General features: G+C 68.4%; 27 protein-coding genes. 9 read left to right on the forward strand and 18 right to left on the reverse strand.

Annotated elements, in window-relative coordinates:
- Positions 1 to 55: 55 nt before the first annotated feature.
- Together SJY11_RS04815 and SJY11_RS04820 are read left to right on the forward strand one after the other, a co-directional pair.
- Positions 56 to 1060 (forward strand): NAD-dependent epimerase/dehydratase family protein, encoded by a 1005-nt coding sequence (locus SJY11_RS04815; protein ID WP_376985280.1) that lies wholly within the window; start codon positions 56 to 58, stop codon positions 1058 to 1060.
- Positions 1057 to 2502 carry an aspartate aminotransferase family protein gene (locus SJY11_RS04820; RefSeq protein WP_376985281.1) on the forward strand — a complete coding sequence of 482 codons (1446 nt, stop codon included), beginning with the start codon at positions 1057 to 1059 and terminating at the stop codon, positions 2500 to 2502. The genes SJY11_RS04815 and SJY11_RS04820 overlap by 4 nt, the downstream gene beginning before the upstream one ends.
- Before the next feature lie 88 nt (positions 2503 to 2590).
- On the opposite strand, the gene SJY11_RS04825 is transcribed toward SJY11_RS04820, so the two are convergent.
- Positions 2591 to 2833 (reverse strand): DUF2312 domain-containing protein, encoded by a 243-nt coding sequence (locus SJY11_RS04825; protein ID WP_376985282.1) that lies wholly within the window; start codon positions 2831 to 2833, stop codon positions 2591 to 2593.
- A gap of 296 nt (positions 2834 to 3129) precedes the next feature.
- Between SJY11_RS04825 and SJY11_RS04830 the strand changes: the two genes are divergently transcribed.
- The 3 genes from SJY11_RS04830 to pyk are packed head-to-tail and all read left to right on the forward strand — an operon-like array spanning position 3130 to position 6300.
- Positions 3130 to 4404 carry a glycerate kinase type-2 family protein gene (locus SJY11_RS04830; RefSeq protein WP_376989255.1) on the forward strand — a complete coding sequence of 425 codons (1275 nt, stop codon included), beginning with the start codon at positions 3130 to 3132 and terminating at the stop codon, positions 4402 to 4404.
- A 1-nt stretch (position 4405) separates the two neighbouring features.
- Entirely contained in the window at positions 4406 to 4849 is a 444-nt protein-coding gene (locus SJY11_RS04835; protein WP_376985283.1) for a DUF1036 domain-containing protein, read from the forward strand.
- A gap of 11 nt (positions 4850 to 4860) precedes the next feature.
- Complete coding sequence (gene pyk, locus SJY11_RS04840; RefSeq protein ID WP_376985284.1) at positions 4861 to 6300, forward strand: pyruvate kinase; 1440 nt, start codon at positions 4861 to 4863, stop codon at positions 6298 to 6300.
- On the opposite strand, the gene SJY11_RS04845 is transcribed toward pyk, so the two are convergent.
- From SJY11_RS04845 to ykgO, 8 genes are all read right to left on the reverse strand, one after another.
- Positions 6301 to 6666, reverse strand: coding sequence for a hypothetical protein (locus SJY11_RS04845; protein WP_326910069.1), 366 nt, complete (start codon positions 6664 to 6666; stop codon positions 6301 to 6303). It lies immediately after the preceding gene.
- An 87-nt stretch (positions 6667 to 6753) separates the two neighbouring features.
- Positions 6754 to 7101, reverse strand: a complete 348-nt coding sequence (locus SJY11_RS04850; protein WP_326910067.1) for a hypothetical protein — start codon at positions 7099 to 7101, stop codon at positions 6754 to 6756.
- Complete coding sequence (locus tag SJY11_RS04855) at positions 7098 to 7421, reverse strand: hypothetical protein (RefSeq protein ID WP_376985285.1); 324 nt, start codon at positions 7419 to 7421, stop codon at positions 7098 to 7100. Before SJY11_RS04855 ends, SJY11_RS04850 begins: the two co-directional genes overlap by 4 nt.
- A 160-nt stretch (positions 7422 to 7581) precedes the next feature.
- Positions 7582 to 9537 (reverse strand): sodium:solute symporter family protein, encoded by a 1956-nt coding sequence (locus tag SJY11_RS04860; protein ID WP_376985286.1) that lies wholly within the window; start codon positions 9535 to 9537, stop codon positions 7582 to 7584.
- 13 nt (positions 9538 to 9550) lie between these two features.
- The gene (locus tag SJY11_RS04865; RefSeq protein WP_376985287.1) at positions 9551 to 9811 is read right to left on the reverse strand and encodes a DUF4212 domain-containing protein; all 261 of its coding nucleotides are present in this window, start codon (positions 9809 to 9811) and stop codon (positions 9551 to 9553) included.
- A gap of 152 nt (positions 9812 to 9963) precedes the next feature.
- The gene (locus SJY11_RS04870; RefSeq protein ID WP_376985288.1) at positions 9964 to 10953 is read right to left on the reverse strand and encodes an alpha/beta fold hydrolase; all 990 of its coding nucleotides are present in this window, start codon (positions 10951 to 10953) and stop codon (positions 9964 to 9966) included.
- Positions 10954 to 10996: 43 nt separating this feature from the next.
- Positions 10997 to 11647: a tetratricopeptide repeat protein gene (locus tag SJY11_RS04875; RefSeq protein WP_376985289.1), complete on the reverse strand. Its 651-nt coding sequence runs from the start codon at positions 11645 to 11647 to the stop codon at positions 10997 to 10999.
- Between the two features lie 139 nt (positions 11648 to 11786).
- The gene (ykgO, locus tag SJY11_RS04880) at positions 11787 to 11912 is read right to left on the reverse strand and encodes a type B 50S ribosomal protein L36 (RefSeq protein ID WP_038363015.1); all 126 of its coding nucleotides are present in this window, start codon (positions 11910 to 11912) and stop codon (positions 11787 to 11789) included.
- A 295-nt stretch (positions 11913 to 12207) separates the two neighbouring features.
- On the opposite strand from ykgO, the gene SJY11_RS04885 reads away from it, so the two are divergent.
- On the forward strand, positions 12208 to 12417 hold the full coding sequence (locus SJY11_RS04885) for a hypothetical protein (RefSeq protein ID WP_326910054.1): 210 nt from the start codon (positions 12208 to 12210) through the stop codon (positions 12415 to 12417).
- Between the two features lie 17 nt (positions 12418 to 12434).
- Here SJY11_RS04885 and obgE read toward each other — a convergent pair whose 3' ends face one another.
- Together obgE and SJY11_RS04895 are read right to left on the reverse strand one after the other, a co-directional pair.
- Entirely contained in the window at positions 12435 to 13478 is a 1044-nt protein-coding gene (gene obgE / locus SJY11_RS04890; RefSeq protein WP_305690726.1) for a GTPase ObgE, read from the reverse strand.
- A gap of 189 nt (positions 13479 to 13667) precedes the next feature.
- On the reverse strand, positions 13668 to 14534 hold the full coding sequence (locus SJY11_RS04895) for a LysR family transcriptional regulator (protein ID WP_376985290.1): 867 nt from the start codon (positions 14532 to 14534) through the stop codon (positions 13668 to 13670).
- Between the two features lie 208 nt (positions 14535 to 14742).
- On the opposite strand from SJY11_RS04895, the gene SJY11_RS04900 reads away from it, so the two are divergent.
- The gene (locus SJY11_RS04900; RefSeq protein WP_376985291.1) at positions 14743 to 15666 is read left to right on the forward strand and encodes a DMT family transporter; all 924 of its coding nucleotides are present in this window, start codon (positions 14743 to 14745) and stop codon (positions 15664 to 15666) included.
- A 14-nt stretch (positions 15667 to 15680) separates the two neighbouring features.
- Here the strand turns inward: SJY11_RS04900 and SJY11_RS04905 are convergent, their stop codons facing one another.
- Entirely contained in the window at positions 15681 to 16100 is a 420-nt protein-coding gene (locus SJY11_RS04905) for a RidA family protein (protein ID WP_305694922.1), read from the reverse strand.
- 209 nt (positions 16101 to 16309) lie between these two features.
- On the opposite strand from SJY11_RS04905, the gene SJY11_RS04910 reads away from it, so the two are divergent.
- Positions 16310 to 16999 carry an AprI/Inh family metalloprotease inhibitor gene (locus SJY11_RS04910; protein WP_376985292.1) on the forward strand — a complete coding sequence of 230 codons (690 nt, stop codon included), beginning with the start codon at positions 16310 to 16312 and terminating at the stop codon, positions 16997 to 16999.
- Positions 17000 to 17003: 4 nt separating this feature from the next.
- On the opposite strand, the gene SJY11_RS04915 is transcribed toward SJY11_RS04910, so the two are convergent.
- The 3 genes from SJY11_RS04915 to SJY11_RS04925 form a co-directional block, all read right to left on the reverse strand.
- A complete protein-coding gene (locus SJY11_RS04915) occupies positions 17004 to 17618 on the reverse strand; it encodes a GNAT family N-acetyltransferase (protein ID WP_376985293.1) in 615 nt (204 codons plus the stop codon).
- A gap of 4 nt (positions 17619 to 17622) precedes the next feature.
- A complete protein-coding gene (locus SJY11_RS04920; RefSeq protein WP_376985294.1) occupies positions 17623 to 18405 on the reverse strand; it encodes a glutathione S-transferase family protein in 783 nt (260 codons plus the stop codon).
- Positions 18406 to 18484: 79 nt separating this feature from the next.
- The gene (locus SJY11_RS04925; RefSeq protein ID WP_376985296.1) at positions 18485 to 19468 is read right to left on the reverse strand and encodes a LysR family transcriptional regulator; all 984 of its coding nucleotides are present in this window, start codon (positions 19466 to 19468) and stop codon (positions 18485 to 18487) included.
- Positions 19469 to 19582: 114 nt separating this feature from the next.
- Between SJY11_RS04925 and SJY11_RS04930 the strand changes: the two genes are divergently transcribed.
- Entirely contained in the window at positions 19583 to 20188 is a 606-nt protein-coding gene (locus tag SJY11_RS04930; RefSeq protein ID WP_376985298.1) for an FMN-dependent NADH-azoreductase, read from the forward strand.
- A 119-nt stretch (positions 20189 to 20307) separates the two neighbouring features.
- Here the strand turns inward: SJY11_RS04930 and SJY11_RS04935 are convergent, their stop codons facing one another.
- From SJY11_RS04935 to SJY11_RS04945, 3 genes are all read right to left on the reverse strand, one after another.
- Complete coding sequence (locus SJY11_RS04935; RefSeq protein WP_305690734.1) at positions 20308 to 20604, reverse strand: hypothetical protein; 297 nt, start codon at positions 20602 to 20604, stop codon at positions 20308 to 20310.
- 121 nt (positions 20605 to 20725) lie between these two features.
- Positions 20726 to 22039 (reverse strand): FAD-binding oxidoreductase, encoded by a 1314-nt coding sequence (locus SJY11_RS04940; RefSeq protein ID WP_376985300.1) that lies wholly within the window; start codon positions 22037 to 22039, stop codon positions 20726 to 20728.
- On the reverse strand, positions 22036 to 22926 hold the full coding sequence (locus SJY11_RS04945; protein WP_376985302.1) for a UbiA family prenyltransferase: 891 nt from the start codon (positions 22924 to 22926) through the stop codon (positions 22036 to 22038). The genes SJY11_RS04940 and SJY11_RS04945 overlap by 4 nt, the downstream gene beginning before the upstream one ends.
- Between the last annotated feature and the right edge of the window lie 212 nt (positions 22927 to 23138).

A 23138-nucleotide genomic window follows, 5' to 3' on the forward strand; every position in this document is an offset into this window, starting at 1 on the left:
GTCCCGGTGCGCAATCCGCGTCCGCGCCAGCCCCGTTGAGCCGGAGAGACTGCAGATGAAGCACATCATCATCGGCGGCGACGGCTTCGTCGGCTCGCATCTGGCGGCCGATCTCGCGGCCATGGGCGAGGAGGTGCTGGTCGCCGACATCGTCAAGAGCCCGCATCCGCACTATGCCAAGGTGCCCTTCCATCGCATCGACGTGACCGATGCGCAGAGCGTCGCCGGCATTCCGCTGCGCCAGGACGACCTCGTCTACAATCTCTCGGCCAAGATGCTCTCGCCGATCGTGACCCGCGCGGAGCGGCACGATTTCTTCTGGCCGGTGAACTATCACGGCACGCAGAACATCCTGAGCTGGATGGAGAAGGGAGGCGCCCACAGGCTCGTCCACTTCACCACGGACATGATCTACGGCCATTCGGTGACCGTGCCGCAGGACGAGACGCATCCCGCCAAGCCGCTGGGCGAATATGGCGAGAGCAAGCTCGCGACCGAGACGCTGGCCCAGACCTATCGCGACCGCGGCTTCCAGATCCCGATTTTCCGGCCGCGGCTGATCATCGGGCCCGGGCGGCTGGGTATCCTGGTCAAGCTGTTCAAGCTGATCGACCTCAACCTGCCGGTGCCGATGATCGGCTCGGGCAAGAACCCCTACCAGTTCATCTCGGTGTTCGACTGCGCCAGCGCCTGCATCGCGGCCTGGAAGGCGGGTTTCCCGAACTCGGCCTATAATCTCGGCTCGGACGATCCGCCGCCGGTGAAGAAGCTGCTCGGCGACCTGATCAAGCATGCCGGCTCGAAGTCGATCCTGCTGCCGACGCCGGCGCCGCTGGTCAAGCTGACGCTGAACGCGCTCGATGCGATCAACCTGCCGATCATGGACCCCGAGCAGTACATGATCGCCGACGAGATCTGCATCCTCGACACCTCCAAGGCCAAGCGCGAACTGGGCTGGAAGCCGCTGCATCGCGACGAGGACATGCTGCTCGCCGCCTACACCGAATATCGCCGGGCCAAAGCGCCCTCCCAGCACGCGCCCAGGAGTGTCGCCGCATGAGCATGCCCGCTTTCAAGACCGACGACATGGCCACGCCGGCTCGCCCGAAGCTCTACAGCGTCGAGGAGGCCAAGCAGCTCGACGTGCAGACGGTGAAGGAGCTCTTCACCAGCCATATCAACCCGGGCCAGGTGCATTTCCTGAAGCTGCTCGGCTTCGACAAGATCCTCGTCGATCGCGCCGAGGGCATGCACTACATCACCAAGGACGGCCGCAAGATCCTCGATTTCTTCGGGGGGTTCTGCTCGGTCGCCTTCGGCCACAACCATCCGCGCATCGTGGCGGCGCGGAAGAAGTTCCAGGACGAGAACCGCCATGAGATCTGCATGGCGTTCATGTCGCAATACGCCTCGGCGCTCGCGGCCAATCTCGCCGCGATCTCGCCCGGCGATCTCGACATGGTCTTCCTCGGCTCGACCGGCTCGGAAGCCATGGAGGCCGCACTGAAGGTCGCCGAGCAGGCGCAGGGACCGGCCAAGTCCAAGATCCTGCACGCTGCGAACTCCTTCCACGGCAAGACCAAAGGCGTGCTCTCGGTCACGGATTCGAGCCTCTACCAGTCGCAGTTCAAGCTGGTCGAGAACCGGGTCAAGGTGCCCTTCGGCGACATCGAGGCGGTGCGCCAGGCGCTTGAGAGCGACCCGTCGATCGGCATCGTCGTGATGGAGACGATCCAGGGCGGCGGCGGCATCGTCGAGGCGCCGCTGGGTTTCTGGCGGGAACTCCGCGCGCTCTGCGACAAGCATGGCGTGCTCTGGGTCGCCGACGAGGTCCAGTGCGGTCTCGGCCGCACCGGCCAGTTCTTCGCCTTCGAGCGCGACGGGGTGGTGCCGGACGTCACCGCGCTCGCCAAGGCGCTGGGCGGCTCCAAGGCTGCGATGGGGGCGATGATCGCCCGTCGCGAGCTCTACATGAAGGCCTATGGCAAGCCCAAGACCGCGCTGATCCATGCCCAGGCCACGTTCGGCGGCATGGGCGAGGCCTGCATCTCGGCGATCGAGGGGCTGAACGTGCTCTATGAGGAAGACCTCATGGGCAATGCGCAGCGCCAGGGCGACTACCTGCTCGAGCGGCTCAACGGCCTGCGGGTCAAATATCCGAGCCTGCTCAAGGAAATCCGCGGGCGCGGCCTGATGATCGGCGTCGAATTCCAGGACATCAGCGAGACCATGCCCTTCGGGCTCAAGCACATGGTCGCGCTGCTCGACGACAAGCTCAAGGGCTCGCTCTGCGGCTTCATCGGCGCGCTCCTGCTGAAGGATTACGACGTGCTCGTCGCCTTCACCGAGTACAACCGCAACGTCATCCGCCTCGAGCCGCCGCTGATCGCGACGCGCGAGGATTGCGACACCTTCATCAATGCGCTGGACGACCTGCTCTCGCGCGGCATCACCCGCATCGTGACCGATTATCTGCGCAAGGTCGCGGTTTCGAAGGGCTGACGCCTACGGCGGCCCACCCGCCCCAAACGCGAAACGCCCGCTCCGGTCTCCCGGGGCGGGCGTTTTGATTCTCACCAATGGGGCGCGCTCAGGCGCTCTCGCCGACGGCCTGGAGGTAGAGGTTGAGGATCGCCTCCTCCTCGGCGCGCTCATTGGCGTCGCGCTTGCGGATGGCGATGACCTTCCTGAGCACCTTGACGTCGTAGCCGTTGCCCTTGGCCTCGGCATAGACCTCCTTGATGTCGTCGGCGATCGTCTTTTTCTCTTCCTCGAGACGCTCGATGCGCTCCACGATGCTCTTGAGCTGGTCGCCCGCGATCGGATCGTCCATCTGAATGTCCTTCTCGGTGATGGGGAGATTTGGCCGGAGGGTTCGCACCACGCGCCCCCCGGCGTCAAGCCGGCTGCACTCTATGGCGGGCCGCTCTCAACAGGCCCGTGGCCGCGCGGGCGTCACGCAAGCTCCAATCCCTATCGATAAGTATGATTATTGCGGGAAAACCCTGATGACGAGGGCCCGGCCCGCACTTAAAAGATTCGGCAACGACGCCGGGCGGCGATTCACGGCGCGCCCGAATGGGGGGAGACGAGAGGGCCTTGCAGCAAGCCGGCGACCAACGGGAGCGGATGCGCGCGACGGCGCGGGCGGTCTTCGACGCGGCGGTGGCGCGGGCGCATCCTTCGGGCTGCCTGCCGGCGCATCTGCCGCCCATGCCCGCGACGGGTCAGCTGATCCTGCTCGCGGCCGGCAAGGCGGCCGGCAGCATGACCGCACTGGCCGAGGCGCACTACCTCGACGGCGGCGTTCCGCCCGAGCGCCTGCTCGGCCATGCCGTCGCGCGACACGGCTACGAGACCGCGACCCGCCATGTCCCGATGGTCGCCGCCGGCCACCCCGTTCCCGACCAGGGCAGCATCGACAGCGCCGCCCGCGCGCTGGACCTGGCATCCTCCGCCACGGCCGACGATTTGGTGCTGGTACTGCTTTCGGGCGGCGGCTCGGCGAACTGGGTCGCGCCGGCGGGTGCCCTGACGCTGGCGGAGAAGCAGGCGGTCAACAAGGCGCTGCTGCGCTCGGGCGCGCCGATCGGCGAGATGAACATCGTCCGCAAGCGCCTGTCGCGGATCAAGGGCGGGCGGCTGGCGCTGGCGGCCGCACCGGCGCGGCTCCTGACGCTCGCGATCTCCGACGTTCCCAACGATGAGCCGACGGCGATCGCCTCGGGGCCGACGGTGCCCGACCCGACGACGATGGCGCAGGCGCGGGCGATCGTCGCGCGCTACGGCCTCGACCTGCCTGCGGCGGCGAAGGCGCTGCTCGAAGACGACACCAGCGAGACGCCCAAGCCCGGCCACCCCGCCTTCGCCCGCAGCGAATTCCGCATCATCGCCCGCCCGACGGAGGCCATCGCGGCCGCTCATGCGGTGGCTGCGGCGGGCGGTTACGAGGTCCATGATCTCGGCGCCGATCTGGAGGGCGAGGCGCGGGATGTCGCCGCGCGCCATGCCGAACTTGCGGTCTCGCTGCAGCGCGCCGGAAAACGCGCCGCCATCCTTTCCGGCGGAGAGCTGACGGTGACGCTGCGCGGACAGGGCCGCGGCGGGCCGAACCAGGAATATGCGCTCGCACTGGCGATCGCGCTCGCCGGGGCGCCCGGTATCGTGGGCCTCTCCGGCGATACGGATGGAACCGATGGCGGCGGCGGCGAGGCGAGCGACCCGGCCGGCGCCGTGATCGACGCGACGACGCTCGCGCGCGCCGTCGCGCTTGGCCTTGATCCCGCCCGATCCCTCGCCGAGAACGATTCCACCGGCTTCTTCGAGCCGCTGGGCGATCTGCTGCGCACCGGGCCGACCCTCACCAACGTCAATGACTGCCGCGTCATCCTGATCGAACCCTGAGATGAACCCGACCTCGACACCGACCCTGCGCCTCCTGCTCGTCGTGGGCGCCCTGCTCGCCGGCTCGGCGCCGGCGCTCGCGGATCTGCGCATGTGCAACACCACGGGCAGCCGCGTCGGCGTCGCGATCGGCTATCGCGATGCGCAGGGCTGGACCACGGAAGGCTGGTGGAACATCGCGCCGCGGGCCTGCGAGACGCTGCTGCGCGGCACGCTGGCGGCGCGCTTCTACTATGTCCATGCGGTCGATTACGACCGCGGGGGCGAGTGGACCGGCAAGTCGGTGATGTGCACCCGCAACAAGGAATTCACCATTCGCGGCATAGAAGACTGTCTGGCGCGCGGCTATGAGCGCGCCGGCTTCTTCGAGGTCGACACCGGCGAACAGAAGAGCTGGACGATCCAGCTGACCGACACCACCGGCGGCGCGCCCGCCCGGCCCTGAGGAAACCACTCATGAAGCGCGAGCGCCGAATCAAGATCATCGCCACGCTGGGGCCGGCGTCGTCGACGCCGGAGATGTGCGCGAAGCTGTTCCAGGCCGGGGTCGACGTCTTCCGCATCAATATGAGCCACACCCAGCGCGAGACCTTGCCAGAGAAGGTGGCGATGCTGCGCGCGCTCGAATCACAGTTCCGCCGTCCGGTCGGCATCCTCGCCGATCTCCAGGGCCCGAAGCTGCGCGTCGGCGCCTTCGGCGGCGATGGCGGGGTGACGCTGGAGAACGGTGCGCGCTTCACGCTCGATTCCGACCCGGCGCCGGGCACGGTCAAGCGCGTGCATCTGCCCCATCCCGAAATCCTGAGCGCGCTCGAGCCCGGCCACACCCTGATCCTCGACGACGGCAAGCTGCGCCTGACGGTTGAGAAGGCGAGCGAGAAGCAGGCGGTGACGCGCGTCGTCGTCGGCGGGCGGCTGTCCTCGCGCAAGGGCGTGAGCCTGCCCGACACCACCATCGCCGTCTCCGCGATGACCGACAAGGACCGATCCGACGCGGAGGCGGCAGCCGAGGCGGGCGTCGACTGGATCGCTTTGTCCTTCGTGCAGCGGCCGGAGGACATGGCCGATCTGCGCAAGATCGTGCGCGGGCGGGCGCTGGCGCTCGCCAAGATCGAGAAGCCGCAGGCGCTGCTGCGGCTGCAGGAGATCATCGACGCGTCGGATGCGATCATGGTCGCGCGCGGCGATCTCGGCGTCGAGATGCCGCTGGAGAAGGTGCCTGGCACGCAGAAGCGCATCACGCGGATGTGCCGCCGCATGGGCAAGCCGGTCGTCGTCGCGACCCAGATGCTGGAGAGCATGATCACAAGCCCGGTGCCGACGCGCGCCGAGGTGTCGGACGTCGCCACGGCCGTGTTCGAAGGCGCCGATGCGGTGATGCTCTCGGCCGAGAGCGCGGCGGGCCAGTTCCCGATCGAGGCAGTGTCGATGATGAACCGCATCGCCGAGGAGGTGGAGAGCGAATCGGTCTATCGCTCGATCCTCGAGGCGCAGCGCGCCGAGCCGGAAGCGACGGGGGCGGACGCCATCGCCAAGGCCTCGCACGAGATCGCCGACACGCTGAACCTCAAGGTCATCGCCGCCTGGACCTCGTCGGGCTCGACCGCCTTTCGCCTGGCGCGCGAGCGGCCGAATTCCACCGTCATCGCGCTGACCCCCAACCGCGCCACGGCGCGGCAGCTCACCCTCGTCTGGGGCGTGCATTCGGTGGTGACGAAGGATGCCAGCGACATCGACGACATGGCCTCGCGCGCCTGCAAATTCGCCGTGCGCGAGAAGTTCGCCAAGCTGGGCGACCGCATCATCGTCGTCGCCGGCGTGCCGTTCGGGACGCCGGGTGCCACGAACATGGTGCGCATCGCCTTCGTGGCGAAGGAGCATGTCGAGAAGGCCTGATCAGGCGGGCAGCACGAAGGATGCGAGGAAGCAGAGCGTGCCGCCGACGCCGAAATACACCGCGAAGCGCCGGTAGATCTCCCGCAGCGTGCCGCCGATGAGCTGTTGCGCGAATTCCGCCCGAGGCCGCTCGGAGGGCGGCAGCAGCACCCAGAGTTCGGTGCGCTTGTAGGGCCTGCGGACCGAGACATCGGCCTTGACGACGAGGAAGGCGGCCGTCCCCATCATCAGGATGGCGCCCGTCTGCATCGCGACATCGGGATAGCCGGCCAGCCCGATCATGAAGCAGATGATGGCGAGGCCGGCGAAACCGCAGCCGCGCGAGACGGACAACAATGCCAGTTCGCGCACGCGCGCCGGATCCATGCCTGGGCCCTTCCGTTTGGGAAAAGGCTAAAGCGGACGGGCCCGTGCGGGCATCACAAGATCGTGTGAGCGCGGCGCGCCCCGCCCTCAGGCCGGGCGCGCCGTCATCTGCAGCAAAGTCGGGATCGTCAGCAGCAGGATTCCGCCGAGCCAGATCCACATCGAGGTGGCGTTGCTGGTCTCGAGGTTCTTCCCCCGCTCATAGATCGCGGCCGGGATGCCGCCGATGGCCAGCGTCAGGGCCGAGATGAAGAGCGAGGTGAAGTAGAAGATCAGCAGCGGCGACGAAATGAAGAAGCCCGGAGCGAACTGCTTCATCAGAATGAAGACAGGATCGAAATAGGCCGAGAAATGCATGCCGTTGAGCAGCGACATTCCGGCAATGCCGATGGTGATGCCGTCCCGGCGGAGAATGTCCTCGCGATCGTCGGTCATGGCTTGGGCGCTCCCACGATGGTCGGAAGCCAGCCCGCGGCTGCGAAGCCAACGAAGAGCAGCATGCGGATGAAGAGCAGCCAAACAAAGGCGAGCAGGACGAGGATGCGCTCATGGACCGCCAGCGGCGTCACGATCCGCACGGCCTCGATGGCAGGCTGGGTGATCTGCCGGAAGGTCTTCCAGATGACCTTCTCACTGTCGGGCGGAAAGACGATCGACAGCAGGAAGCGCCCCAGCAGGGTGTACATCAGCGCCGCCAGAGCGAGATTGGGAGCCTGATAGAGCCAGAACAGGCCCTGGCTGTCGACATCGGTCATTCAGGATCGATCCTTGCTGTGTCGAGATCGACTTTGCCTCTGCCCGACATCGGCAGGGCAGGCAAGCGTGCGATTCGCGCATTCATGAAAAAGGGGGCGGACCGTGGTCCGCCCCCCGAAGAGGAGGTGTCGCGGGCGGCAAGCGCCCGCGACCTCGGGCTCACTTCTCGATCATCACCGGCGCGCCGCGCGGCTGACGGATCTCGTCGATGAAATCCTGCAACTCCTTGTTGGGCGCCGTGGTGAACTTCGAGACGATGTACATCGTCAGGAAGCCGATCGGCATGCCGAACAGGCCGGCCGAGATGTTGGCGATGTTGAAGTAGCCGACCTTCGAAGCGAGCGGGTGATTGATCGCCACCCAGCCCTGCTGGAAGATCTGCGGCTGCTCGGCCTTGAGCTTGGCGATGTCGACGAGCGCGGCCCCGGTGATGGGGTGCACGTTCGAATACATGCCGAGCACGTTCACGCCGAAGCCGGGGAAGTAGCGGCTCACGACGAGATAGACCAGCGTCGTCAGGAAGCCGACCCAGATGCCCACCACGGCCGCGGTCGCGGTGGTCTTCTTCGACCAGATGCCCATGACCAGCGCCGGGAACAACCCCGCTGCCGCCAGGGAGAAGGCCCAGGCGACCATCGCGACGATGTCGGCCGGGCGGTGCGAGGCCACCCAGGCCGCGAACAGCGCGACCACGATCAGGATGACGCGGGCGATGACGAGCTTCCGCGCCACCGGCGCGTTCTTGTTGATCATCCTCGCATAGACGTCATGCGAGAGCGCGTTCGCGATCGCCAGCAGCAGGCCGTCGGCGGTCGAGAGCGCCGCCGCGAGGCCGCCGGCGGCGACGAGGCCGGAGACGACATAGGGCAGGCCCGCGATCTCGGGCGTCGCGATGACGATCGCGTCCGCCTGGATGGTGAAGTTGGCGAGCTGCAGGATGCCGGTATGGCCGGCGATCTTGCCGCAGGCGGCGGTGATGGTCGCCAGATCGACGGCATTGGTGCCGCAGACCTGAATCAGGCCGATCCGGCCGTAGCTGTAGAGCCAGCCCGGCAGTTCGCCCAGCGGCTTGCCGATGACGTTGGAGAAGACCTCGAGTTTCGCGAAGGCGGCATAGGCCGGCGCCGTGAAGTAGAGGATGAAGATGAACAGCAGTGTCCACGCCACCGAATTGCGGGCCTCACGCACGGAGGGCGTGGTGAAGTAGCGCATCAGGACGTGGGGGAGCGAAGCGGTGCCGACCATCAGGCAGAGCACGAGGGCGAAGAAGTTCACGGGGTCGTAGCGGGCGAACGGCATGGTGTGCGAGGCCGCCGCCGAGACACCCAGCGCCGCTTCCCGGACCTGGATCTCGGAGAGAACCGAGCCGTAGGTGAGCTGCGGGATCGGGATGCCGAACTTCTGGGTCGAGAGGATGATCACCGGGATGAGATAGGCGACGATCAGCACGATATACTGTGCGACCTGCGTCCAGGTGACCGCGCGCATGCCGCCGAGCATGGAGCAGACGAGAATGCCGACGAGGCCGACGAAGACGGCGACTTCGAAGCTCATCCCGAGCAGACGGGCGCCGATCAGGCCGGTACCGACGATCTGCGCCACCACATAGGTGAAGGAGCAGCTCATCAGCACGACGATGCCGGCGATGCGCGCGCCATTGCCGCCGAAGCGGAAGGCGAGGAAGTCCGGCACGGTGTAGCAGCCGAACTTGCGCAGATAGGGCGCGATCAGCGTCGCCACCAGCACGTAGCCGCCGGTCCAGCCGAGGATGAAGGCGAGGCCGTCATAGCCGAGCAGATAGAGCGTGCCGGCCATGCCGATGAAGGAGGCCGCCGACATCCAGTCGGCCGCCGTGGCCATGCCGTTGTAGAAGGACGGCACCTTGCGGCCGGCGACGTAGTATTCGTCGACCTGCATGGTGCGCGACATGATGCCGATCGCGGCATAGACGCCGATGGTGAAGGCGACGAAGAGATAGCCGAGAATGTGGTTGGGAACGCCGGCGCGCTCCAGAACCCCGATGAAAACGACGAAAGCGACGAAGCCACCCGTATAGACGCCGTAGATCCGGCCTAGATTCGAGGTGAAGTCGCCCTTCTGAGCTCCTGCGGACATGGATCTGTTCCCCTCACTCGTCTTCGGCCATGCCGTATTTGCGGTCCACCTTGTCCTGGGCCTTGGCGAACCAGAACAGCTGGGCAACGAATACGATCAGGGCGCCCTGGGCGGCCATGTAGAAACCCAGCGGGAAGCCGGCGATCTTCACGCCGTTGAGCGCGGGCGCGAACATGTGAATGAAGAATCCGAAAAAGGCCCAGACGCCGAGCATGATATAGGTGAGGCGCTGGGTCTCGGCCCAATGGGCCTTGACCTTGTCATCTGGTGGCATGGACGTTCCCCCGTTGCGACGTGTCAATACGTCTCTGGCCCCGCGCCGCGATGGGCGAAGGGCTGGCGTCGTTACGTCAGTTTTGAACTAAAGCGCGGGGTAACGTGGCGGAATAGCGCACCCTCGGAAAGCGCGACAAAAGTCTTATACCTTTAGTCGCGGCGGGCGGCCGCGTCCGCGAGGCTCGCCAGATTCGAGCGGCGGCCCGACAATTCGTCGATCGCGGCGGCAACGATTTCAGGTGCGGCGTGATGCGGCATGTGGCCGACGCCGGGCAGCAGGACGAAGCGGCCCAGCGGTGCCTGCCGGGCGATCGTCGCCGAGTGGATGACGGGGGAGACGATGGCGTCGCTGTCGCCGGTGATGGCGATGACCGGCACTTTCAGCTCGCCGTAGAGCGGCGCCTGGGCCGTGACGAAGTCCAGCGTCGCGGCAATGTCCTGCGAGTTCGCGCGGAAGGTCTCGGGGCGCAGCAGCAGTTCGATCTGCGCGGCGGCGAGATAGCCCGGCGTCACCGGCCGTGGGGCGAAGACGCTCTCGGCGCCCGAGTCCAGCAGGGTGCTCGCGGCGGGGACGCCGACGAGCCGGGTGAAGAGCGGGCCGACCAGAGGCCAGGTCGTGGCATGGTGATACCAGGCGATGCCGCCGGGCCAGGGATGCGTCACGGCCCCGAGCAGCACCAGACCGCGCAGGCGCTCCGGCCGATCCAGCGCGATGCGGGTCGCCGAGGCGCCGCCCAGCGAGTGGGCGACGAGGATGAAGCGCTCGGGAACGACGGCGTCGATGCCGCGCATCAGCGCCGCGGCCTGGCGTGCGGGATCGGCCATCGCGTCGCCCTCGAGGCGGTCGCTCCAGCCATGGCCCGGGCGGTCGAAGGCAATGATGCGATAGCGGGCGAGCTCGGGGCCGAGCGTCGCCAGCATGTCGGCATGGCTGGACGAGGCGCCGTGGATCAGGACGACGGTGCCTCTCGCCTCGCCCTCCGCACGGCGCTCCCGGTAGTGGAGCCGGCCCTCGTCGAGGGACACGAAGCTGCCGGCGGGCGGATGGCGCCGGGCGGCCTGGGCGCCCAGCCATTCGGACCACAGCCAGAGCCCCGCGACGGCGAGGGCGGCGAGAATGAGGAGCGAGCGGATCAGCATGATGCGGATACGCGGCGAGGCCGGTTCCGGTTCTATGGCGGGCTCAGGCGTCGCGACCGTCGACCTCGGTCTTCAGCGCATCGACCGCGCTCTTGACGGCCTCGAGCTGCGGGTAGATCTCCAGAGCCCGGCGATACGCGACCATGGCGCGCTTGTCGTCGCCCTGCTGCCGCAGGATCGTTCCCAGCCCCATCATCGCGCCGTAATGGCGCGGCTCGCGCTTCAGCGTCTCGCCGATGTCGAGCATGGAGCGGATCGGGTCGCCGGCCAGGAACAGCGCATTCGCCCGCTGGTTCCAGCCCTCCGCCCAGTCCGGATCCAGGCTGACGACGCGGTCGAGCAGCTCGATCGCGAGTTCGAGGCGCTTCTGCTTCATCGCGGTCTGCGCGCGCGTCATCAGGAGATCGGCCGTGGCCGAGCCCGAACGGGCCCAGCGACGCTGGATCAGATTGGCGATGCCCTTGGCCTCTTCCGGCGACTTGGCCGCGGCGAGCCGCTCGAAGAGGCGCTCCAGCGTCGCAGCTGGCCCGCGCGAGGGGGCCGTCGTCGCGGCGGGGTTGTCGTCCTTGTCCGCCGGCGCGACCGCACCGGGGCGCTGGGGCGGCGAGGGTTGCGCCTGGGCGGCGGCGATCGAGGGGACTGCCGCGAGCGAAACGAGAAGGGCGACAGCCGACAGGGTTCGCAAGGTGATCATGGCGCCAGTCTAGCGGCCGGCGGCGGCGGGTCAATTCACGGAGCGGCGACCGCGACCGCAAAAAGGCGGGTGCGCCCGGGAGCGCCCCGCTTGGTCATCGTCCTCCGGGCAGCCGGACGGGCGCGAGCCCGCCGCAGGCTCAGCCCTGGCGCGCCTTGAAGCGCTTCTGGACCTTGTTGATGATGTAGACGCGGCCCTTGCGGCGCACGAGCTGGTTGTCGCGGTGACGGGCGCGCAGCGACTTCAGCGAATTGCGAATCTTCATAATCTCAACTCCATCGATCCGCTCTCTTAAAGGGGCGAACCGGTCAAAACGGAACCTGCCAAAACGAGATCAGCGACGTGGGCCGAACCGGGCCCTCATCGACCACGCGAATGGTGCGACTGATGCGATGCCGGCTGTATACGGATTTTTGCGGAGATCGCAAGGCCGCTGGCTACCTCGGCCCGAGGAAAAGCGCAGGGGGGCGTCACGGACCCGTCGCCGTGCAACAGGGGACGGAACTTTAGTTCCGTGCGGAACGTTCCAGCCGCATCGTCACGCTGGGGAACTCACCGCCATGAAGATTTCGACCTTGGGCTTCGTCGCAGCCGCAGCCGTGCTGCTCGCCGCCTGCGGCAACACCACCGAACAGCGGATCGGCGGCGCGGCGGCCGGAGCCGGGACGGGCGCCCTCGTCGCGGGCCCGGTCGGTGCCGTCGTGGGCGGGGCGGCCGGTGCCATCACGGCGCCGACCGTCGTGCGCGAAACGCGCCGCGCGACCCGCTGAGTCCAGGGCCGGTGTCCTCAGGGATGCCAGCCGGTGTCCTCGACGGGGGCGTTCTGCCTGTCCTCTTCGCGGCGGGCCTCCTCGACATGGACGAAGAGCGCGCGCAGAGCGGCCTCGACGCCCTCGCCAGAGGCGGATGACAGCACGATCGGCATGCGCTTGGCGGCGCGCTTCAGCCGCGCCACCTGCTCCTTCAGCAGTTCCGGCGAAAGCGCGTCAGCCTTCGACAGCGCCACGATCTCCGGCTTCTCGTCGAGCCCTTCGCCATAGAGGCTGAGCTCGTTGCGCACGGTCTTGTAGGCCTTGCCGGCGTGCTCGCTGGTGCCCTCGACGAGGTGCAGCAGCACGCGGCAGCGCTCGACATGGCCGAGGAAGCGGTCGCCGAGGCCATGGCCCTCATGGGCGCCCTCGATCAGGCCGGGAATATCGGCCAGCACCATCTCGCGCCCGTCGACCCGCACCACGCCCAGCCCCGGATGGAGCGTCGTGAAGGGATAGTCGGCGATCTTGGGCTTGGCGGCGGTCACGGTCGCCAGGAAGGTCGACTTGCCGGCATTGGGCAGGCCGATCAGCCCGGCATCGGCGATCAGCTTCAGCCGCAGCCAGACCCAGCGTTCCTCGCCGACGAGACCCGGATTGGCATGGCGCGGCGCCTGGTTGGTCGAGGTCTTGAAATAGGCGTTGCCGAAGCCGCCATTGCCGCCTTTGCACAGCACGAAGCGCTGGCCCGGCTCGGTCAGGTCGGCGATCAGCGTCTCGCCATCCTCGTCGAAGACCTGGGTGCCGGGCGGGACCTTGAGCACCTTGGTCTCGCCATTGGCGCCATGGCGGTCGGCGCCCATGCCGTGGCCGCCGATCTTCGCCTTGAAATGCTGCTGGAAGCGGAAATCGATCAGGGTGTTCAGGCCCTGCACGCATTCGATGACGATGTCGCCGCCGCGTCCGCCGTCACCGCCATTGGGCCCGCCGAACTCGATGAATTTTTCGCGACGGAAGGAGACGCAGCCGGCGCCGCCATCTCCCGCCTTCACATAGATCTTGGCCTGGTCGAGGAATTTCATGGGCTCTCAGTAGTGTTCGCGGGGGGAAAGGGCAATGAGGAGCGACGCTAGCCCTCCCCCCGCTTGCGGTGGGGAGGGTTGGGTGGGGGGGCAGCGCTGCTCGGCGAAACGTTGCAAGGTGACGCTCCGGCTTTCCCGCCCCCCATCCCGGCCTTCCCCACCGCAAGCGGGGGGAAGGAGAAGAATGCCTCACGCGGCCAGCCTTGGTGCCGCCATCTCCTCGCGCAGCGCATCGGCGAAGCGGCGCGCGGCCAGCCCCGGCTGCGGGCCCATGATCAGCCCGACCGAAAGCTCGAACAGCGCCGGCAGACCCTCCGCCGGGCCGAGCCGTCGCGCGGTCGCCGGCACGGCGCTCTCGGTGACGGCGGTGACGCAGAAGCCCGCCTCGACCGCCGACAGCATGCCCGAGGTGTGGGAGCAGGAAAAGACGAGGCGATGATCCGTCCCGGCCTCCGCCAGCGCCGCCAGCAGGCGCGGCCTGACCCGGCAGCCCTCCGAGAACAGCGCCAGCGGCAGCGGCACCTGCATTTCGGGCCGGTGGCCGCGGGCGGCGATCCAGACGACCGGCTCGCGCCTGACGACCTCGCCGACGGGGCGTCGCGGGTCCTGCGTCACCACCGCGAGATCGAATTCGCCGGCCGCGACGGCGGGCTCGATCCGCTTCGAGAGGTCGCAATGGAGTTCCAGCTCGACCCTGGGGTGCTCGGCGGCGAAGCGCGCGATCAGCGGGCGCAGGAAGGCGTCGACATAGTCGTCGGGAATGCCGATCCGCAGCCGTCCCGAGGCGCTGCTGCCGCCGAGATCGTCGAGCGCCTCGCGCTGGATCGCCAGCAGGCGCCGCGCATGGGCGAGCAGCCGCTCGCCGGCCGGCGTCGGGACCACGCCGCGGCGCGAGCGTTCGAGCAGCCGGTGGCCGAGCTGGGCCTCGAGATCCTGGATGCGCACCGAAATCGCCGATTGCGTGCGCCCGAGCCGCGCCCCGGCCGCGGTGAAGCCGCCGCTCTCGACCACCGCCACCAGCATGTCGAGCGCCGCCAGATCGAAATGCGTGGACATGGCGCCGCCTCTGTCGATCGGTTTTAAGAATGGTTAAATCAGAATAATCCGTTTTTCCGATGGATAGAAGAGGGGTAGTGCAGGCTCATCGTCATTGCGAGCGCAGCGAAGCAATCCAGAGCGGCGCGCTCGACGTCCCCCTGGATTGCTTCGCTGCGCTCGCAATGACGGACGTGTTCGTCGAGAACAAATTCGCAAAACAAAGATCATGAGCGACTCCCCCATGTCCGCCCCCGCGCCCGCCCTGCCAGCCCCGACCGCGCCTGCGCTCGCCATGTTCGTCGCGCTCCTCACGGGCGCGACCTGCATCGGCTTCTCGGGCGTGTTCGTGCGCTTCGCCGATGTCGGGCCGGCCGCAGCCGGATTCTGGCGGATGATCTTCGCGTTGCCGGTGCTCGCGCTCTGGATGGGGCTGGAGCGGCGTCGTTCAGGCCGGCCCGCCGCGTCCGGCGGCGCCTTGCTGCCGATCGTGCTCGCCGGCCTCGCCTTCGGTGTCGACGTCGTCCTCTACAACGCGTCGCTCGGCTTCACGACGATCGCGAACGCCTCGCTGCTCGGCAATCTCTCGCCGGTCGCGGTGGTGCTGGGTGGCTGGCTTCTGTTCTCGGAGAGGCCGAGCCGACGCATCCTCGGCGCGCTGGCGCTCGCGATTGGCGGCGCGCTGATGCTGGTCCTGCCGAAACTCGCCGGCGCGTCGTCGGGCATCCCCGGCAGCCTGTTCGGCGACAGCCTGGCGGTGGGAGCCGCCCTGTCCTATGCCGCCTATATCATGGCCGTCCGCCGCGCCCGGAATGGGGCCGATGCGGGGCGGATCGGACTGATCTCCAGCGCGATTTGCGCGGTCTTCTGCCTCGTCGCCGCGCTGGCGCTGGGCGAGGCGATCCTGCCGTCGAGCCTGCAGGGCTGGCTCGCGGTGATCGCGCTCGGCCTCGTCTCCCATGCGCTGGGCCAGGGCCTGATCACGCTGTCGCTCGGCCAGTATGGCGCCAGCGCCGCCTCGCTCGTCATGGTCTGGCCGGCGCTGGTCGCGGTGCTCTCTGCCTGGGCCATTTTCGGTGAACAGCCCTCGCCGGGGCAGGCCTTCGGCGGCATCGCGATCCTCGCGGCGGTTCTGATGGTCCGCAAGGGCTGAGCGTCCGAAGGCGGCTAGAGGGCTGCCGCCAGGACCTCGATCTCGACCTTGAAGGCCGGCAGGGTGAAGCCCGAGACGATCATCAGCGTCGAGGCCGGCGGGGGCGTGCCGACATGGGCGTCGCGCGACTCCATGTAGCCCTTCATATGGGCGCGGTCGGTGACATAGGCGTTGAGGCGCACGATGTCGGCCAGCGTCATGCCGGCCTCGGCCAGGATGGCGGCGATGTTGGAAAAGCAGAGATCCGCCTGCGCCCGGACATCCTCGGGGATCGAGCCGTCCCGCGCCATGCCGAGCTGGCCCGAGCAGGCGACGAGCCGATGGCCGGCCGGCACAGCGATGCCATGGCTGTAGCGCGCGAAGGGCGGCGCGATCGTGGCCGGCAGCAGGGGCTGGAGGGCCGCGCCCGGCGCCGGGGAGGTTGGTGACGTCATCCGGTCTCTCTCCTGTGGCCACGGTATCCGATCGGATGACGAACGGGAACCGGAGCGCCTGCCGTGGGTTCGCAAACGAGACGGGCTCGGCTATGGACGCCCGGCACGATCATGCTCATGTCACGTTCACGGGAATGGTCTAGGATTCAACCGTTTCCTGCGACGGGTTCGCCTGTCCGCACCGCACGATCGATCGGAACCGACGCCTCATGACCAAGAAGACCAAGACCATGGCCATGACCCTCAAAGCCGCCAGCCTGCTGCCGCTGCTGGCCCTGACCGCCTGTGCCGGCTCGCAGCGCTTCGTCGGCCCCGCGCCGCAGGCCTATGGCCAGCCCAGCCTGCCGCCGGCGCCGGCGATCAGTTCCGCACCGGTCGTCTCGGAGCCGCTGCCGCCGCCCGGTGGTTACCCGGTCGCGTCCGCGCCGCCGGCCGGGCAGCCAGGCGCACTGCCGCCGCCGCAGGACCCCTATTACAACCCCTCCGCTCCGGGCATGCCGCAGGAGACGCCGCCCCCGGCCGCGCCGCAGACGAGTGACGTGCCGACACTGCGCGGCGGCGGCGGGCAGATCGCGACGCTCGGCGCCGGCAGCAATACCGCCCGACCCGCCGTGACCTCGCGCGACGGCGTGATCGGCAACTGGACCGCCCGCGAGGCGACCGGCGGGTCCTGCCGCGTCCAGCTCTCGAGCGCGCCGGCGCTGGATCTCTACCGGGCCAATGCCTCGGGCTGTTCGAACCGCGACCTGCAGAAGGTCACGGCCTGGGATTATCGAGACGGCGAGGTCTATCTCTACCAGCAGGGCGGCACGGTCGTGGCGCGGCTGCGCACCAGCGGCGGCGGCGCGATGGACGGGGCCGTCACCAAGTCGGGCGCGGCGCTCTCGCTGAGCCGCTGAGCGGTCAGGCGCCCGGCGAGCGGCCGAACAGGGCCGGCCGCCAGAGGCGCCGCTGAAGCGACAGCGCCATCGCGGCGAAGCCGCGGGCGGTGTCGAGTGCCTCGTCGAGGATGGTGAAGGGCGTCGGTCGGCCGGTGGCGATCACGCCCTCGACATCGGCATAGCCGCCGGCGAGATCAGCCTCGAACTTGCGGGCGAGGCGGCGCATGGCCGCGTACTCGGGCAGGCAGGTCATATAGAGCGTGCGGATGCCGCGGTTGCGCGCGGCGGTGATCAGCCGGCCGAAGAGCGTGCCGCCGATGCCGCGCTGGCGCCAGTCGCGCTCGACGCTGAAGGCGGCCTCGCCGGTCTGGGCCATGATGTCCTCGAGCCCGCGCAGTTCGGCTGCGCCCCGCACCGCTCCGTCCTCGATATAGGCATAGACGAGCCCGCCGACACCGAAGGTGGTGACCGCGTAGTTCTCGAGAAAGTCGTCATTCACCGCGGTGCCGAAGCGTTCGCGGCGGGTGACCTCGTCGAGCCTCAGCAGATGGGCCTTGAAGAGGTCGCGTTCCGCGGGCCAGAGCCGGCGGACTTCGCCTTGGCCGGTCGTCGTGCCGGCCTTTCTGGAACGAGTCACTCTGTCATCTCCTGCTGTCAGCGCTGGATGCGCGGGACCGACCAGGAGGCGATTCTTCCCTAACTCGCTCCGGAAGATGCGCCCGGCCCGCCGGATTGCAAGAGGGGCCGGGTGCCGCGGCTGCGGCAATTTTCGGCATGGTGAACGCGAAACCGCCGGATTTCGGTATCTCAGCCTCTATTCCCGGTCGATCGGCCATTGCTTGAAGACGTCGAGCGCCTCGCAAGCGCGCGCCTGTTCCGCAAGGGCCGGCCAGCGCTCGAACCGGCGCGAAGTCGGGGATGACGAACCGGCAGAACCCCCAGGCAATCGCGGCGGCGATGTCGCTGGGCAGCAATTCCGGGCCGGCCGTGAGTTCACCTCGCCCAGCCGCGCCGTCGAGCAGGTCGAGTGCCGTGTGAAGCTGTGCCACGATCCGTTCCTGCCAGGGCGCGTAGCGCTGCGCCTCCGGACGCTTGCGCTCATATTCGATCGCCACAGCCTTGTCGGCCGCGACGATGCCGATGCCGGTCAGCGAGAGATCCCGCATCCGAGCGCTCGCCTCGACGGGGCGCAGCGAGCGTCCGGCGAGATCCTCGAAATGCTGGATGATGAGCAGCGATTCACTGATGACCGTACCGTCGTCGGTCACGAGGCTCGGCGCCTTGATCAGCGGGTTGACCGCCCGGAATTCGTCCATGTGGCGGAAGACCGAGACGGAGCGGTGTTCGAATTCCAGCCCCAGCAGGGTGCCGGTCACGGCGGCCCGGCGGACATAGGGGCTATCGAGCATTCCCACGAGCAGCATCGGCGGTCTCCCTCGGTTGAGGCCGGCACAGTGCCGGGGGCGATCGGCAAAGCCACGCGAAATCGGGTGATGAGCGCGATCACGCGGGTTGATGGGCCTCCGTCTCGGTCTCGAAGCCCGGCTTGAACCCCAGCGTGACGCCGCGCTCGCGCGCCGCCGCCTGGCAGGGGTCCCAATAGGGCGCGCCGCCGAAACGCTCGACCAGCAGGTCGATCAGCACGCGGACCTTGCCCGGCACATAGGCTCCCGGTGGCCTCACGACGAAGAGAGCGTGTTCCTGCAGCGGGAACTCCCAGAGCAGCGGCTCGAGCCCGCCGTCGCGGATGGAGTTGCTAGCGATGAAGGTCGGCAACTGCACGATGCCGAGCCCGGCCTTGGCCCAGTCCAGCAGCGTCTCGCCGCTGTCGGAGCGCAGGCGCCCGGCCGGGCGAACCGAGACGCGCCGCCGGCCGACCCGGAAGGCCCAGTCGGGGACGCTGGTGCCGGTGTAGAGCAGGCAGTCATGGCCGGCGAGATCGGCCGGGGTCGCAGGCCGCCCCCGCGCCGCGAGATAGGCCGGGCTCGCCAGGATGACGCCGTGGATCGGCGCGATCCGGCGGGCGATCAGGCTTGAATCCTTCAGCGTGCCGATGCGGATGGCGGCGTCGAAGCGCTCGCCGATCAGGTCGACATAGCGGTCGCTAGCCTCGACATCGAGTTCGAGGCCGGGATGGCGTCTGGCGAGTTCGCCGAGGATGGGGGCGACATGGCGGTTGCCGAAGGTCAGCGGCATCGACAGGCGCAGCCGTCCGACCACGCCGCCCGCCTGCTGCGCCACGGCGTCGCGCGCTTCGGCCAGATCGGCCAGGATGCGCTCGCCGCGCGCCTTGAATTCGAGGCCGGCCTCGGTGGCGGCGACGCCGCGCGTCGTTCGACTCAGCAGGCGCGTGCCGAGTTCGGCCTCGAGCCGGGCGACGCGGCGGCTGATGATCGACTTGGACAGGCCGAGCCGCTGCCCGGCACGCCCAAAGCCGCCGCTCTCGACCACGGCAACGAAGCTGCGGATGTCGTCCAGCTCGGACATGACGGTGTTCCCATGGGTGCAACAGCTTGGTGCTTCGCCTGCGCATTCCGTTGCTGGACGTGCGCCGCTACATCAGCGGCATCGAACCCGTTCCCGGTTTCAGGATCAAGCACCATGTCCCATCTTCTCGTCATCAACAGCAGCGCCGCCGGTGTCGCTTCGGTCTCGAAGCAGCTCATCGACGAGACGGTCGCCCGCCTGCGCGCCGCCAAGCCCTCGCTCGTCGTGGTCGAGCGCGATCTCGGCGCCAATCCGGTGCCGCATCTGACCACCGATTCCACCGCGGCGATCCGTGGCGCCGAACCCGCCAACGACGCGCAGCGCGCGGCGAAGGCCCTGTCGGACGCGCTCGTCGCCGAGCTGAAGGCGGCCGACACCGTGATCATCGGCGCCCCGATGTATAATTTCGGCATTCCCTCGACGCTCAAGTCCTGGTTCGACCATGTCCTGCGGGCCGGCGTGACCTTCAAATATGGCGAGACCGGCCCGGTCGGCCTGCTGGAAGGCAAGCGCGCCATCGTCGTCGAGAGCCGCGGCGGAATCTACAGCTCTGGCCCGACGCAGTCGCTGGATTCGCAGGAGCCGCATCTGCGCACGATGCTGGGCTTCATCGGCATCAGCGACGTCACCTTCGTCCGGGCCGAGAAGCTGGGCTACGGCCCCGAGGCGCGCGAGCAGGCGATCAACGACGCCAAGGCGGAACTCGCCCGCGTCGCCTGAGGCGATCTCCGAACGCACGAAAAAGGGCTCTCCGGGGAAACCGGGGAGCCCAAGTCGTATCGGGAGGTCTCGAAAGGCGGGGAGGAGGCGCGCCGGGGTTCCTGGCCCCGGAAAGCCGCTCAGTAGTAGCCGCAGACGCGGCGGTAGCCGACGACCTCGCCATAACGGTTGACGCGCTCGATCATGTCGCACTGGCGCACCGGGGCATAGCCGTAATAGCCGTGGGCATAGGCGGGGCGGGTGGCGGCGGCGACGAGAGCGCCCGCGGCGAGAGCACCGACGATGCCGGCGCCGATGGCCGGGCCACGGCCATAGCCCCAATGACGCGGGCGGGCTTCGGCGGAGGTGGCGGCGAGGGTGGTGGCGAGGGTCAGAGCGGCGAGGGTGCCGGCGGCGATTGTCTTGAAGCGGGTCATCGTCAGGGTCTCCCTGAGGCTTCGGGAGCGAACCATTCGCCCTCCATGACCGTTGGTCGCGGGCCGTGTCCGGTGGGTTCAAGCCGATGTCAGATTTTTTCGGACGGGCGGGAGGCAGCGCTCAGCCGGCGGTGACGCGGCGCCAGAAGCTCGACGAAAAGCCGGGATCGACATGGGCGGCGAAGTCGCGCCAGTGCGGGAAGGAAGCCTCGAAGGTCGCCGGTGACATGCGCGCGTCCTTGTAGGGGTTGACGCGGCCGCCGGCGGCGAGCGTCACGGCGTCGAGCTCCGCCAGCAGGCGCTCGGTGCGTGCCCCGCGGTTGGGGAAGTCGAGCGTCAGCGTCGCGCCCGCGACGGGGAAGGACATCATCCCTGGAGAGGGCACGTCGCCGAAGAGCTTCAGCACGGTCAGGAAGGAGGCCTCGCCCGCCGCCAGCGTCCGACGCAGCATTTCCTCCACGGCGGGCCGGGCGTGCGCCGTCGGTATCGCGCACTGGAACTGGCGCAGTCCGCCCGGGCCATAGGCGCGGTTCCAGTCGGAGACGCGATCGAGCGGGTAGAAGAACGGGCGATAGGCGATGCGGCGCGGCTCGGGCGAGCGCGGCTGGGCGGCGCGGTAGAGCGTGTTGAAGGCCCTCAGCGTCAGCCGGTTGATCAGCGGGAAGGGCGGCTTCAGCGGGAAGGGCAGGATGCGGCCGGGCTGTGCCGGAGGCTCGTCGCTGGCCGGGGCATGATTGGCCCGGAAGAAGACGCCGCGGCCGAAGCCGGCGCCGCCGGCGAGCGCGTCGATCCAGGCGACGGTGTAGTCATGGCTGGCGTCCGAGCCGGCTGCGAGCGCGAAGAAGTCGTCGAGCCCGCCGAAATGAACGGCCTCCTGCAGCATCTCGGCGGAAGCGACCGGCATCAGCTGCAGCGTCACCTGCGTGATGAGACCGGTGAGGCCCATGCCGCCGATGGTGGCGGCGAAGAGCGCGCCGTTCATGTCGGGCGCGCAGGTCAGGCGCCGCCCGTCGGAGCGGACGAGTTCCAAGGCGCGGACATGGCGGCCCAAGGTGCCGGCGCGATGATGGTTCTTGCCGTGGACGTCGTTGGCGAGCGCGCCGCCGATGGTGACGTAGCAGGTGCCGGGCGTCACGGGCGGGAACCAGCCGGCGGGCACGACGAGGTTCAGGAGATCATCGAGCAGGACGCCGGCCTCGCAGGTGACGAGGCCGCTCTCGCGGTCGAAGGCCAGAACGCGGTCGAGGCGGCGTGCCAGGATCAGGCGCCCGCCATCGTTCAGGCAGGAATCGCCATAGGAGCGGCCATTGCCATAGGCGAGCACCGGGCCCACCTCGGGCGCGGGCTCGGCCAGCCAGAGGTCCGGCGCCAGCGTCGTCGTCGCGCGCGGCGTCAGGCCTCCCCAGGATGCGATGCGGGGCGCCGGGCCGGTCACGGAATCAGGGTCGCCGCGACGAGGATCGCGACCACGGCCGCGCCCGTCACCTGGCTGCGCCAGTCGCGGATCATGAAGACGAGCGGATCGTCCGGCATCTGTCCCCGCCGCGCGAGGAACCAGATTCGCGACATCTGGTAGAGGATGATCGGGCAGAGCAGCCAGATCAGCTCGGGATGGGCGTAGCGTTCCTTGACGGCATCGCTGTCGACATAGAGCGCCATGATCAGCGCGCAGGTGCAGCCCGAGGCCATGCCGAGCTGCGAGAGCGCCTCGATATCCTCGGCATGGTAACCGCGACCCGCCTTCTTCAGGCCCGACTGGTCCTGAGTGATGCGCAGTTCCGCATAGCGCTTCACCAGGGCGAGGCTGAGGAACAGGAACATCGAGAAGGCCAGCAGCCAGGACGACAGCGGGATCGAGCCGGCGGCGTTGCCGGCCAGGATGCGCAGGGTGTGGAGGGCCGCCAGGCCCAGCACATCGACCAGGAGCTTGCGCTTGAGCACGAAGAGATAGGCCAGCGCCAGCACGAGATAGGCGCCCAGCGCCATGAGAAAGAGCCGCGGCTGCGGCAGCAGCCAAGCGAGCGCGAAGGCGGTCACCATCAGCAGCGGGATCATCGCATAGGCCTGGCGCTCGGTGATCTCACCGGCCGCGAGCGGGCGCTTGCATTTCGTCGGATGGCGGCGATCGGCCTCGACGTCGACGATGTCGTTGAGCAGGTAGATCGCCGAGGCCAGCAGGCTGAAGGCGACGAAGGCGACGAAGCCGTCGCTCAGCGCGTCGAGATCGAAGATGTCGTGGTTGAGCAGGATGGGGACGAACACCAGCCCGTTCTTGAGCCAGTGATGCGGTCGCATCGCCCTGATCATCGCCATCAAAGCCATGGGCCTGTCTCTCTCCCCCCTGCGCCGTCGCCGCGTCCGGGAGCCGTCAACAGGACCGGGCGAGCATCGGGCGGCATTGCACCGTTCTGGCGCCTGCCTTCCTCGCCGATAAATCCTAAACCTCGGTGGATGAGGGTCGTGTCAGGCGGTCATTCGGCCGCGATGATTAATGCGACGCTGACGCCGCGGCGCGATTGCGCGGCTTGCCGGCA

The sequence above is a fragment of the Allobosea sp. R86505 genome, from assembly GCF_042466375.1.
GTDB lineage: Bacteria > Pseudomonadota > Alphaproteobacteria > Rhizobiales > Beijerinckiaceae > Allobosea.

Coding starts and splice junctions, on each gene's coding strand:
- SJY11_RS04855 (WP_376985285.1), bottom strand. CDS start 7,421: ATGACCGATGTCGACAGCCAGGGCCTGTTCTGGCTCTATCAGGCTCCC.
- SJY11_RS04850 (WP_326910067.1), bottom strand. CDS start 7,101: ATGACCGACGATCGCGAGGACATTCTCCGCCGGGACGGCATCACCATC.
- SJY11_RS04900 (WP_376985291.1), top strand. CDS start 14,743: ATGAGCGACTCCCCCATGTCCGCCCCCGCGCCCGCCCTGCCAGCCCCG.
- SJY11_RS04945 (WP_376985302.1), bottom strand. CDS start 22,926: ATGGCTTTGATGGCGATGATCAGGGCGATGCGACCGCATCACTGGCTC.
- SJY11_RS04935 (WP_305690734.1), bottom strand. CDS start 20,604: ATGACCCGCTTCAAGACAATCGCCGCCGGCACCCTCGCCGCTCTGACC.
- SJY11_RS04910 (WP_376985292.1), top strand. CDS start 16,310: ATGACCAAGAAGACCAAGACCATGGCCATGACCCTCAAAGCCGCCAGC.
- SJY11_RS04830 (WP_376989255.1), top strand. CDS start 3,130: ATGCGCGCGACGGCGCGGGCGGTCTTCGACGCGGCGGTGGCGCGGGCG.
- SJY11_RS04885 (WP_326910054.1), top strand. CDS start 12,208: ATGAAGATTTCGACCTTGGGCTTCGTCGCAGCCGCAGCCGTGCTGCTC.
- SJY11_RS04825 (WP_376985282.1), bottom strand. CDS start 2,833: ATGGACGATCCGATCGCGGGCGACCAGCTCAAGAGCATCGTGGAGCGC.
- SJY11_RS04815 (WP_376985280.1), top strand. CDS start 56: ATGAAGCACATCATCATCGGCGGCGACGGCTTCGTCGGCTCGCATCTG.
- obgE (WP_305690726.1), bottom strand. CDS start 13,478: ATGAAATTCCTCGACCAGGCCAAGATCTATGTGAAGGCGGGAGATGGC.
- SJY11_RS04920 (WP_376985294.1), bottom strand. CDS start 18,405: ATGCTGCTCGTGGGAATGCTCGATAGCCCCTATGTCCGCCGGGCCGCC.
- SJY11_RS04865 (WP_376985287.1), bottom strand. CDS start 9,811: ATGCCACCAGATGACAAGGTCAAGGCCCATTGGGCCGAGACCCAGCGC.
- pyk (WP_376985284.1), top strand. CDS start 4,861: ATGAAGCGCGAGCGCCGAATCAAGATCATCGCCACGCTGGGGCCGGCG.
- SJY11_RS04835 (WP_376985283.1), top strand. CDS start 4,406: ATGAACCCGACCTCGACACCGACCCTGCGCCTCCTGCTCGTCGTGGGC.
- ykgO (WP_038363015.1), bottom strand. CDS start 11,912: ATGAAGATTCGCAATTCGCTGAAGTCGCTGCGCGCCCGTCACCGCGAC.
- SJY11_RS04875 (WP_376985289.1), bottom strand. CDS start 11,647: ATGATCACCTTGCGAACCCTGTCGGCTGTCGCCCTTCTCGTTTCGCTC.
- SJY11_RS04845 (WP_326910069.1), bottom strand. CDS start 6,666: ATGGATCCGGCGCGCGTGCGCGAACTGGCATTGTTGTCCGTCTCGCGC.
- SJY11_RS04870 (WP_376985288.1), bottom strand. CDS start 10,953: ATGCTGATCCGCTCGCTCCTCATTCTCGCCGCCCTCGCCGTCGCGGGG.
- SJY11_RS04860 (WP_376985286.1), bottom strand. CDS start 9,537: ATGTCCGCAGGAGCTCAGAAGGGCGACTTCACCTCGAATCTAGGCCGG.
- SJY11_RS04820 (WP_376985281.1), top strand. CDS start 1,057: ATGAGCATGCCCGCTTTCAAGACCGACGACATGGCCACGCCGGCTCGC.
- SJY11_RS04905 (WP_305694922.1), bottom strand. CDS start 16,100: ATGACGTCACCAACCTCCCCGGCGCCGGGCGCGGCCCTCCAGCCCCTG.
- SJY11_RS04925 (WP_376985296.1), bottom strand. CDS start 19,468: ATGTCCGAGCTGGACGACATCCGCAGCTTCGTTGCCGTGGTCGAGAGC.
- SJY11_RS04895 (WP_376985290.1), bottom strand. CDS start 14,534: ATGTCCACGCATTTCGATCTGGCGGCGCTCGACATGCTGGTGGCGGTG.
- SJY11_RS04930 (WP_376985298.1), top strand. CDS start 19,583: ATGTCCCATCTTCTCGTCATCAACAGCAGCGCCGCCGGTGTCGCTTCG.